This is a genomic window from Nocardia sp. NPDC049526, from assembly GCF_044465765.1.
Lineage (GTDB): Bacteria > Actinomycetota > Actinomycetes > Mycobacteriales > Mycobacteriaceae > Nocardia.
Map to the genome: position 1 here is coordinate 453,102 of NZ_JBITMA010000008.1, position 10,854 is coordinate 463,955.

Annotated in this window: 8 protein-coding genes; 1 reads left to right on the forward strand and 7 read right to left on the reverse strand. The window is 66.0% G+C overall.

Features of this window, described 5'->3' with window-relative positions; genetic code table 11:
* Positions 1 to 177: 177 nt before the first annotated feature.
* From ACIBW7_RS26550 to ACIBW7_RS26580, 7 genes are all read right to left on the reverse strand, one after another.
* Positions 178 to 1,425: a TetR/AcrR family transcriptional regulator gene (locus tag ACIBW7_RS26550; protein WP_397050718.1), complete on the reverse strand. Its 1,248-nt coding sequence runs from the start codon at positions 1,423 to 1,425 to the stop codon at positions 178 to 180.
* Positions 1,426 to 1,803: 378 nt separating this feature from the next.
* The gene (locus ACIBW7_RS26555; RefSeq protein ID WP_397050720.1) at positions 1,804 to 3,744 is read right to left on the reverse strand and encodes an acetoacetate--CoA ligase; all 1,941 of its coding nucleotides are present in this window, start codon (positions 3,742 to 3,744) and stop codon (positions 1,804 to 1,806) included.
* A 31-nt stretch (positions 3,745 to 3,775) separates the two neighbouring features.
* The gene (locus ACIBW7_RS26560) at positions 3,776 to 4,588 is read right to left on the reverse strand and encodes an HpcH/HpaI aldolase/citrate lyase family protein (protein WP_397050722.1); all 813 of its coding nucleotides are present in this window, start codon (positions 4,586 to 4,588) and stop codon (positions 3,776 to 3,778) included.
* Positions 4,585 to 5,073: a MaoC family dehydratase gene (locus ACIBW7_RS26565; protein ID WP_397050724.1), complete on the reverse strand. Its 489-nt coding sequence runs from the start codon at positions 5,071 to 5,073 to the stop codon at positions 4,585 to 4,587. Before ACIBW7_RS26565 ends, ACIBW7_RS26560 begins: the two co-directional genes overlap by 4 nt.
* Positions 5,070 to 6,230, reverse strand: coding sequence for an acyl-CoA dehydrogenase family protein (locus ACIBW7_RS26570; RefSeq protein ID WP_397050727.1), 1,161 nt, complete (start codon positions 6,228 to 6,230; stop codon positions 5,070 to 5,072). Before ACIBW7_RS26570 ends, ACIBW7_RS26565 begins: the two co-directional genes overlap by 4 nt.
* Entirely contained in the window at positions 6,227 to 8,260 is a 2,034-nt protein-coding gene (locus ACIBW7_RS26575) for an acetyl/propionyl/methylcrotonyl-CoA carboxylase subunit alpha (RefSeq protein WP_397050835.1), read from the reverse strand. The genes ACIBW7_RS26570 and ACIBW7_RS26575 overlap by 4 nt, the downstream gene beginning before the upstream one ends.
* A gap of 8 nt (positions 8,261 to 8,268) precedes the next feature.
* Complete coding sequence (locus tag ACIBW7_RS26580) at positions 8,269 to 9,858, reverse strand: carboxyl transferase domain-containing protein (protein ID WP_397050729.1); 1,590 nt, start codon at positions 9,856 to 9,858, stop codon at positions 8,269 to 8,271.
* Positions 9,859 to 9,951: 93 nt separating this feature from the next.
* Here ACIBW7_RS26580 and ACIBW7_RS26585 point away from each other — a divergent pair, with 93 nt between their 5' ends.
* Entirely contained in the window at positions 9,952 to 10,560 is a 609-nt protein-coding gene (locus ACIBW7_RS26585) for a TetR/AcrR family transcriptional regulator (RefSeq protein ID WP_397050731.1), read from the forward strand.
* The last annotated feature ends 294 nt before the right edge of the window (positions 10,561 to 10,854 follow it).

Genomic DNA, 10,854 nt, shown 5'->3' on the forward strand with positions numbered 1-10,854 from the left:
GCGATGTTAGCCCAACCGGACGCTTGCTCGACGTCTCTTCCCAGTGCTGAAATCCTACTGAATGGAAGATCACGAAAATATGCTCTTACGTGGAGCACCTATTCTAAATCTGTACAGAATACTAACTAACATACTCGGCCGCAGCGGCGGTAGCATGTCGAAGTGGTGGGGTGCGGACTACGAGCGCGCCGGGCGTCCGAACAGGACCAGCTGCATGAGCAATCGAACCCGGGCCGGGGCGGCGATCGGTTCGGCGCTGAAGTTGCGTCCCAGATCGACCACCAACGCGAAGGCCGCATGGATCACGAAGCGGGCCTCGGCGGGTGAAAGCTCCGGTCGCACCTCACGCAGCAGCCGCGCCCACTCTTCGACGCTGAGCCGCTGGATATTCCGTAGCACGGTGCGCTCATCGCTCGGAACGTGCTGGAACTCCGTGTAATACACGAAGGTCAGCGCGCGCTCGGAGAACGAACCCTCGACGTACTGTTCGATCAGTGTGGTCAGCGCCTCTTCGGCGTCGGCCGCCGCCGCCACCGCCGGGCCGATCGCACCGGAAACCCGGTCGGCGGCCCGTCGGAACGCGGCCGCGAGCAGATCACTTTTGCCGCGATAGAACCGGTACACCGCCGACGCGGCGGAAAGACCGGCGGCAGTGGCGATTTCCTCGACGCTGACATTCGGGTAGCCGCGATCATGGAAAAGTTCGACGGCCTTGCGCAGCAACAGCTCATGTTTGAACGAATCCGGAATCTCGGCCGCCACCGGCAGTTCGGCATCCGCGTCCAGCGCCGGCAGCTCGGCGGGCACTATCGACCAGCAGGCCGAACTCAACAGTCGAGCAAGGGATTTCGCGGGCAAACTGGCATGGTGATCGGCGATGCTGGTGATCGCGCTGAGCAGGGCGGCGCGCAGCACCCGCAACTCGTCCTCGGCGAGTTCCGGTCGCAACGCGGCCAATTGCACACCGATCGCCCCGACGACGGCGAGCTGCTGGTCGGTGAGAACCGTCAGGTCCTCGGGTTCGAGATAGCGGCCCTCCCAGCGCACCAGGGTGACAGTCGGCCGATTCTCGATCGTGACGCCGATCAGCGCATCGAGTACCTGCCGCAGCCGCCGCTCCGGTGTCCAGTCCTGCGCCGCCTCCGGCAGCTCGACCGATTCGGTCATGGCTCGGCCGACCCGCAGCAATTCCTCGCGGAACAGCGCGTACTTGCTCGGATAGTGCCGATACAGCGCCGCCGAGCTGATACCGAGCCCGGACGCGATGTCTTCCATGCTCACACCGTGATAGCCCAGCGCGCCGAATGCGGCCGCCGACGCCGCCGCGATCTGGGCCCGCCGATTCTTCGGCCTGCGCCGAATCTCCCGCGGTGCCGAGTCGCCGCTGACCGCCTTGCGCGCCGTACGGCGATTGTCGACACTCATGCCGCCATGGTATCGACAACCTCGACACCCCCAGCTGTCTAGGTCGGTCTGATTTGCCCAGGTGGGGGAGCTCGCCACGCGGCCGAAGGCTGGAGGGGCAATCGCAGGTCCGGGTGATATCACAAGCCGGCCTCGACAAATGTGAGTCGCACCCTGCACATAGTCACCCGATTCGCCCGCAGCCGCCGCGCCGACCCCGCCGAACTCGGTGTTCAGGTCGCCGAATTGCTGCTCAACGGCTTCGCTGTTCGGTGAACTAGCAAATGCCGGTTCAGCTGCGGCATCTCATGCCGAACAGCGCTCACAGCCGTACCTGGGGTAGGTGCGGCAAGAATTCTCGGTGTGCCTTCGAGCGCACAGGCGGCGTGCCCGCCGGGTTCAGTTCTGGGCTGGGCGGACGGCGGCGTACCAGTCGAGGAGTTCGGGATTATCTACGGCGCTGCGTTCGACGACGCGCGCCGGGTCGGCGCCTTGGAAGAGCTTTTTGATCGGGACCTCGAGTTTCTTGCCGGTGCGGGTATGCGGAATGCCTGGGGCGACGATGATTTCATCGGGGACGTGGCGAGGGGAGACCTCGGTGCGGATGGTGGTGTTGATGCGGGTTTTCAGGTCGTCGGTGAGGTCGGTGCCGGGGGTGAGGGTGACGAACAGTGGCATCCAGTAGCCGCCGTCGGGTTGTTCGGCGCCGATGACGAGGGCCTCGGTGATCTCGGGGAGGCGCTCGACGGATTGGTAGATATCGGCGCTGCCCATGCGGATGCCGTGGCGGTTGAGGGTGGAGTCGGAGCGGCCGTGCACCACGATGCTGTTGCGTTCGGTGACGGTGATCCAGTCGCCGTGCCGCCAGATGCCGGGGAACATGTCGAAATATGCGTCGTGGTAACGGATTCCGTCGGGATCGTTCCAGAAACGCACCGGCATGGACGGCATCGGCTTGGTGATGACGAGTTCGCCGACCTCGTCGCGGACGGGCTTGCCGACGGCGTCGAAGGCCTCCAGCGCGACACCCAGGTAGGGCGCGGAAAGCTCGCCCGGCCAGGTCGGTACCGTTCGCGCACCGCCGATGAAGGCGGAGACCACATCCGTTCCGCCGCTGATCGAGGCGACCTGTACGTGGTCACCGACATTCTCGCCCAACCACACCGCAGATGCGGGCGGCAATGCCGAACCGGTGATGCCGACCTGCCGCAGTGCGGTGAGGTCGTGGTCGGTGCGCGGCACCGCACCCGCCTTGATACAGGCGAGCACATAGCCCGGACTGGTGCCGAGGACAGTCGCGCCGACCTGAGACGCGATGTGCCACAGTGCATCCGGCGTCGGATAGGTGGGGCTGCCGTCGTAGCAGACGATGGTCGCACCGACCAGCAGTCCGGCGACCTGGAAGTTCCACATCATCCAGCTCGGGCTGGTATACCAGAAGAATGTGTCCTCTGGGCCGATATCGGCTTGCAGCGCAACGGCTTTGAGATGTTCCAGCACGACGCCACCGTGCCCGTGCACGATGCCCTTGGGCAGTCCGGTGGTGCCGGAGGAGAAGACGATCCACAGCGGATGGTCGAAATCGACCGTCTCGGTTTCGATGACGACGGCCTCGGTATTGGTGGCCGCCTCGGTCCAGGCCAGTGCGTCCGGTACCGGCAGCCCGAGCTGGGATACCGCGACCGTCGTCTTCACGGTGTCCAGTCCGGCCCGCAATGCCGCGATATCGTCGCGCTTGTCGTGCGTCTTACCGCCGAAACGGTAGCCGTCCGCGGTGATCAGCACGGTGGGTTCGAGCTGGCCCAGCCGGTCCAGCGCCGCCTTGGGCGAATAGTCCTGACCGCAGGCGCTCCACACCGCACCGATGCTCGCGGTGGCCAGAAAGGCGATCACCGCTTCCGGAATATTCGGCAGGTATCCGGCCACCCGATCACCGGGCTGCACGCCGAGCGTGCGCAGTGTGCGCGCGAATGCCGCTGTGCTATCGATCAATTCACTCCAGGACACCTCGCGCACCGGAGCGTCCTCGGTCACCGCGATGATGGCGGGCCGATCGGTGCGGAACTGCCGCACGACCTGATCGACATAATTCAGCCGGGTACCCGGAAACCACTGCGCGCCCGGCATTTCGGCGCTTGCCAGCACCTCGCCCGCGATCGGTCCGAGTTCGAAGTAATCCCACAGCGCACCCCAGAAGCCGGGCAGATCATCGACCGACCACTGCCACAGCGACCGGTAATCCGGCGCGGACTGCCCGGTACGTGCGGCCACGAAACCGGCGAAGTCGGTGATGCGCGCCGCCGCGATATCTGATTCGGTCGGCACCCATTGTGGTTGCACCGCATTACCTCCTGGGGAGAGTCTTCGGAAATCAGGTGTGGTTCGCGCGCCGCACGATCTGCTCGGCGTGCCGCAGCACCGGGGCATCGACCATGCGGCCCTCGAAGGCGAAGACGCCCCGATGGTTCGGGACTTCGGCGAGCACCCTTCGAGCCCAATCGATTTCATCATTCGACGGCGCGTAGGCCGCCCGGATGACCGGCACCTGGCTCGGATGGATCGCCACCTTCGCGTCGAACCCGGTCGCGGCCGCATCCACGGCTTCGACGCGCAGCCCGTCGAGATCGCGGATGTTCAGATACACCGAGTCGAGCGCGAACTTGCCGTACGCCTTGGCCGCCAGCAGTGTGGTCGACCGAACATGGCGTGCCACATCGCGATAGCTGCCATCGGCATGCCGACTGGAGTTGCCGCCGAGCCCGGCGACCAGATCCTCCGCACCCCACATGACCCCGATCGCATTGCGCGCCGATACCGCTCGCCCGACCGCCATGGCGCCGAGCGGCGATTCGATCAGCGCGATCACCTCGTAGTCGGCAAGGGAGCCGAGCTGTTCGGCGGATTCGGCCTTCGGCAGCATGATCCGTCGATATTCGGTCTGCACCAGCGCGGCGAGATCGGGCTCGTGCTCGTCGGTGCCGACGGCATTGATCCGCACCACGGTGGTCTCGGGATCCAGCGGAGTCTCGATGAGCGCCTTGCGCGCGGCCGCCTTATCGCCGGCCGCGACCCCGTCCTCGAGATCGATGATCACCACATCGGCTGCCGCTGCGGCCTTTTCGAAGCGTTCGGGGCGGTCGGCGGGGCAGAACAGCCAGGCCGGTCCGGGCATTTGCCAACTCATGCGGGCTCCTTGCGTACCAATGTCTTTCGTACCGCCGTCGCCACGATATCGCCATGCTGGTTGCGCGCGGTGTGCGCGAAGGTGAGGATGCCCTCGCCCGGACGGCTCTTGGATTCGCGCTTATCGGTGACCACCGTCTCGGCATACATGGTGTCGCCGTGGAACAGCGGCTTCGGGAAGGCGACCTCGGAGAAGCCCAGGTTGGCGACGATCGTGCCCTGGGTCAGCTGTGCGACCGAGAGGCCGATCAGCGTGGAGAGGGTGAACATCGAATTCACCAGGCGCTGGTGGAACGGCGGCAGCTGCTCGCTGAACGCGGCGTCCAGGTGCAGCGCCTGGGTGTTCATGGTCAGCGTGGTGAACAGGACATTATCGGCCTCGGTAATGGTCCGTCCCGGCCGGTGCTCGTACACCACACCGATCTCGAACTCCTCGAACCACAGGCCGCGCTGCACCACCCGGCGTGGGGCTTCCGTCTCCGTCACAGGCCCAGCTCCCGTCCGATCAGCATCAACTGCACCTCCGTTGTGCCCTCGCCGATCTCCAGGATCTTGCTGTCGCGATAGTGCCTGGCCACAGCGTATTCGTTCATGAAGCCGTAGCCGCCGAAGATCTGGGTGGCGTCGCGCGAGTTGTCCATGGCCGCCTCGCTGGCCACCAGCTTCGCGATGGAGGCTTCCTTCTTGAATGGCTTACCCGCCAGCATGAGTGCCGCGGCGTCGTAGTACGCGGTGCGCGCGGCGTGGGCGCGCGCCTCCATACGGGCGATCTTGAAGGCGATGGCCTGGTTGCGGCCGATGGCCTGGCCGAAGGCCTCGCGCTCCTTGGCGTAGCGCACACTCTCCTCGACACAGCCCTGAGCCGCTCCCACCGACAGCGCCGCGATGGCGATGCGGCCCTCGTCGAGAATGCGCAGGAAGTTGGCGTAGCCGCGACCCCGCTCGCCGAGCAGATTCTCCTCCGGTACCCGGACGTCGGTGAAGCTCAGCGGATGCGTATCCGAGGCATTCCAGCCGACCTTGTTGTAGGCGGGTTCGGCCACGAAACCGGGGGTGTCGGTGGGCACGAGAATGGTCGAGATCTCCTTCTTGCCACCCGACTGTCCGGTCACCGCGGTCACCGTCACCAGTTTGGTGATATCGGTGCCGGAGTTGGTGATGAACTGCTTGCTGCCATTGATGACCCATTCGCCGCTATCGGCGACCGCGGTGGTTCTGGTGCCGCCCGCATCGCTGCCCGCACCGGGCTCGGTGAGGCCGAAGGCGGCGAGATTGCGGCCACTTGTCAACTGCGGGAGCCATTCCTGCTTCTGCTTATCGTTGCCGAAGCGGTAGATAGGCATGGCGCCGAGCGAGACACCGGCCTCCAGCGTGATCGCCACACTTTGATCGACCTTGCCGAGTTCCTCCAGCGCCAGGCACAGCGCGAAGTAGTCGCCGCCCATACCGCCGTACTCCTCCGGGAACGGCAGGCCGAACAGACCCATATCCGCCATGCCCGCGACGACCTCGTAAGGAAACGTATGGTTCGCATCGTGTTCGGCGGCTACGGGGGCGACCACCGACTTGGCGAAATCGCGCACTGTCAGTGCCAGGTCGCGATAGTCCTCGGGCAGCGTGCCGGTGGACAGAAAGTCGGTCATGCGGAAATTCCTTCTCGCTCAGCGGTTTCGGGTTCGGTGGGAGCCGCGGCGATGCGCACCAGCGGCTGGTCGAGGCGGACCTGGGCACCCGGCTCGACCAGGACTTCGACGGTGCCCGCGACCGGAGCGGTGAGCGTGTGCTCCATCTTCATGGCCTCGACCACGACGACCGGGGCCCCCACGGCGACAGTGGCACCATTGGCGACCGGTACCGCGATCACCGAACCCGGCATGGGACTGCGGATTTCGGCGTCACCGACGTGTTCGGCGCCGCCGCGGACATTCAGCTCGGCCACTTCACGCAGCACGGCGACACCGGACGGCCCGGCCACCCAGAGCTGTCCGTCGTGCTCGGCCACGCGGAACTCCCGGCGCAGACCGTCCAGTGTCAGGACCAGCCTTCCGTCGGTGAAATCTGCAGTGAGCGAGACTGATTCGCTGCTGTTGAGGTGCACTTCGGCGGCATCGGGAGCGCCGGTCAGGTAGACGTGCTCGATGCGGGCACCGCCGGCGAGCCTGATGGTGGTCGGCGCGGGTGTGCCGATGCGCCATCCGGACGGGATATCCCACGGATCGTTCGGCGCGGCAGGCCAGCGTCGCAGCCAGTGATAGGCAGCGGCAGCCAAGAATTCCTCGTCCCCGACCGCGGCGGGCTGGAAGTCGCCGACGCGGCGATCCAGCAGTCCGGTATCGAGCTTCCCCGCGGCCACGTCCTGGTCGGCGAGCAGGAAGCGCAGGAACTCGATATTGCTGGTGACGCCGAGCAGGACGGTATCGCTCAGTGCCCGATCGAGTTTCGTGAGTGCGGTATGGCGATCGGCGGCGTGCACGATGACCTTCGACAGCATCGGGTCGTAATCGCTGCCGACGACGGTGCCGATGCGCAGTCCCGAATCCACCCGCACGCCGGCGCCTTCGGGCTCGGACAGGTCGAGCACCGTGCCGCCGGTGGGCAGGAAGCCGCGACCGGGATCCTCGGCATAAACGCGGGCCTCGATCGCATGCCCGACGAGCCGCAGCTCGTCCTGCTCCACCGCCAGCTTCTGCCCGGCCGCGACGCGCACCTGGCACTCCACCAGGTCGATCCCGGTGACCAGCTCGGTGACCGGATGTTCCACCTGTAGGCGGGTATTCATCTCCATGAAGAAGAATTCGTCCGGCCGATCGGCGGAGACGATGAATTCGACCGTGCCCGCACCGACATAGTCGACGCTGCGTGCGGTATTGCACGCGGCCGCGCCGATACGCGCCCTGGTCGCGGCATCGAGCAGCGGCGAAGGGGCTTCCTCGATCACTTTCTGATGCCGCCGCTGCAGGCTGCATTCGCGTTCACCGAGGTGGATCACGTGGCCGAATTGGTCGGCCAGGATCTGCACCTCGATATGGCGTGGCCGGGTGACGAATCGCTCCAGGAACAGGGTGTCGTCACCGAATGCCGAGGCCGCCTCACGCCGGGCACTGGCCAGCGCAGCGGGCAATGCCGACGGTTCCTCCACCAGTCGCATACCCTTACCACCGCCACCGGCGGAGGGCTTCACCAGTACCGGATAGCCGATATCGGTTGCGGCGTCGATCAATTCGGCATCGGTGAGCCCCGGACGGGCGATCCCCGGGACGACGGGCACATCGAAGGCCGCGACAGTGTTCTTCGCCGCGATTTTGTCGCCCATGATCTCGATCGCTTTGGCGGGCGGCCCGAGGAAGACAATGCCCGCTTCGGCGAGCGCGGCCGCGAAAGCGGCATTCTCGGATAGGAATCCGTAACCCGGATGCACGGCCTTGGCGTCGGTGCGCACCGCCGCGGCGACCACCTTCTCGATATCGAGATAGCTTTCCCGGGCCGGAGCCGGACCCAGGCGCACCGCGGTATCGGCCTCGCGCACGTGCCTGGCCTGCGCGTCCGCATCGCTGTAGACCGCGACCGAGCGAATTCCCATGGCGCGCAAGGTGCGGATGACCCGCACCGCGATCTCGCCGCGATTGGCGACCAGCACGGTGTCGAAATCGATGGGATGGGATTTGTTCATCATCATCGCGATCACATCCGGAAGACGCCGTAGGAAACGGGTTCGAGCGGTGCTTGCGCACACACCGAAAGGGCAAGTCCGAGCACGGTTCTGGTATCGGCGGGGTCGATGATGCCGTCGTCCCAGAGCCGCGCGGTCGAGTAGTACGGATTGCCCTGATGTTCGTACTGTTCCCGAATCGGCGCCTTGAATGCCTCCTCGTCCGCGGCCGACCACGGCTGTCCGCTGCTGTCGAGTTGATCCCCGCGCACCGTCGACAGCACCGAGGCGGCCTGCTCGCCACCCATTACCGAAATCCGCGCATTGGGCCACATCCACAGGAACCGTGGCGAATACGCGCGCCCGCACATCGAATAGTTCCCCGCGCCATAAGATCCGCCGATCACCACGGTGAGTTTCGGCACCCGCGCACACGCCACCGCGGTGACCATCTTCGCGCCGTGCTTGGCGATGCCGCCCGCCTCGTAATCGCGCCCGACCATGAAACCGGTGATGTTCTGCAGGAACAGCAGGGGAATCTTGCGCTTATCGCACAGTTCGATGAAATGCGCGCCCTTCATGGCGGATTCGCTGAACAGCACGCCGTTATTGGCGATGATGCCGACCGGATGGCCGTGGATGCGGGCGAATCCGGTGACGAGCGTCTTGCCGTATTCGGCCTTGAACTCGTGGAATCCGTCGTCTCCGTCGACCAGCCGGTGGATGACCTCGCGGACGTCGTACGGCGTGCGCAGATCGACCGGGACCACGTCGTACAGTTCGGACTCCGGCTTCGCGGTCGCGACCGTCGGCGTCACCTCCCACGGGCTCGCCGGTCGCGGGCCGAGCGTGGCCACGATGCGGCGCACGATGCGCAGCGCGTCCTGATCGTCCTCGGCCAGGTGATCGGTGACTCCCGAAGTGCGCGAATGCAATTCGCCGCCGCCCAGCTCCTCGGCGGTAACGACCTCACCGGTCGCGGCCTTCACCAACGGTGGCCCGCCGAGGAAGATGGTGCCCTGATTGCGCACGATCACCGCCTCGTCGCTCATCGCGGGTACGTACGCGCCACCGGCGGTGCACGAACCGAGCACCGCGGCGATCTGCGGTATTCCCTTGGCGCTCATGGTCGCCTGGTTGAAGAAGATGCGCCCGAAATGCTCCCGATCCGGGAAGACCTCGTCCTGGCGCGGCAGGAACGCACCGCCGGAGTCGACGAGATACACGCAGGGCAACTGATTCTGCAATGCGACCTCTTGGGCGCGCAGATGCTTCTTCACCGTCATCGGGTAGTAGGTGCCGCCCTTGACCGTGGCGTCATTGGCCACGATCACGCATTCCCGCCCGGAGATCCGGCCGATGCCGGTGATGATCCCGGCGCCGGGACATTCGTCGTCGTACATGCCGGTCGCGGCCAGCGGCGAGAGCTCGAGGAACGGGCTGCCCGGATCGAGCAGCTGATCCACCCGCTGCCGGGGCAGCAGCTTGCCGCGGGCCACATGCCGCTCGCGCGCCTTCGCGGGCCCGCCGAGTGCCGCGGCGGCCAGCCGGGCGCGCAGATCCTCCAGTAGCGCCCCGTGTGCCGCGCGGTTGTCGACTCCGACCTGTTCGGTCACCGTCATCACGCCGTCCTGCCATCCAGTTAGTCGCCGATAACTGGAATTCAGGTTAATATTGATTAACCGAGTTGTCCAGGTGTGCTGAAAGGAGCAGGTGTGACCAGCGCCGATCCCGTCGCGCCCACCCGCAGGGAACAACTGAAGCTGCAGCGAAGAGCGCAGCTGCTGGATGCGGGTGCCCGGCTCATCGCCGATCGCGGGTTCTTCGGCATGCGCCTGGACGACCTCGGCGCGGCCGTCGGGATCAGCGGTCCGGCGGTCTATCGGCACTTCCCGAATAAGGAGGCGCTGCTGGTCGAACTGCTGGTCGGGGTCAGTCAGCGGCTGCTCGCCGGTGGGAAGGCGGTGGTTGGTCGGACCGGGTCGGCGCGGGAGGCGCTGGACGGGCTGGTCGATTTCCATCTGGACTTCGCGCTCGGCGAGCCCGAACTCATTCGGATCCAGGACCGCGACCTCGAGAACGTGCCTACCGGCCCCAGGCGCGAACTGCGGCGCACCCAGCGTCAGTACGTCGAGATCTGGGTGGCGGTGCTGCGGGAGTTGCATCCGGAACTGCCGGAGGAGACCGCGCGGGTGCAGGCCCACGCGGGCTTCGGCTTGATGAACTCCACGCCGCACAGCGCCACCAGTGCCACCGCCACCCGGACCCGGCCGATACTGCGTCGCATGGCGCTGTCCGCATTGGGGCAGGCGGCGCCGGGTTGATCGCCCGCCGCTTTTCAAGCCTCTGCCAGCCCCGACGGAGCGAGTCTTACGAGCGACCGTTCGCGGCCCGTCTCGCGTCCGAGTCGTCGAAGCGCATGCGCCGAAGGCGCGAGTCTCGACCATCCGTCGTGTGTGCATCGGTGGCCGAACGATCCGCTATCGGTGACCCCAACGGAGCGAGTCTTACGAGCGAGGAGTTCGCGGCCCGTCTCGCGTCCGAGTCGTCGAAGCGCATGCGCCGAAGGCGCGAGTCTCGACCATCCGTCGTGTGTGCATCGGTGGCCGAACGATCCG

What these genes read in the sequence shown, in the direction of transcription:
- ACIBW7_RS26550 (WP_397050718.1), bottom strand. Translation starts at nt 1,425, where the DNA reads ATGAGTGTCGACAATCGCCGTACGGCGCGCAAGGCGGTCAGCGGCGAC.
- ACIBW7_RS26560 (WP_397050722.1), bottom strand. Translation starts at nt 4,588, where the DNA reads ATGAGTTGGCAAATGCCCGGACCGGCCTGGCTGTTCTGCCCCGCCGAC.
- ACIBW7_RS26570 (WP_397050727.1), bottom strand. Translation starts at nt 6,230, where the DNA reads ATGACCGACTTTCTGTCCACCGGCACGCTGCCCGAGGACTATCGCGAC.
- ACIBW7_RS26575 (WP_397050835.1), bottom strand. Translation starts at nt 8,260, where the DNA reads ATGATGAACAAATCCCATCCCATCGATTTCGACACCGTGCTGGTCGCC.
- ACIBW7_RS26580 (WP_397050729.1), bottom strand. Translation starts at nt 9,858, where the DNA reads ATGACGGTGACCGAACAGGTCGGAGTCGACAACCGCGCGGCACACGGG.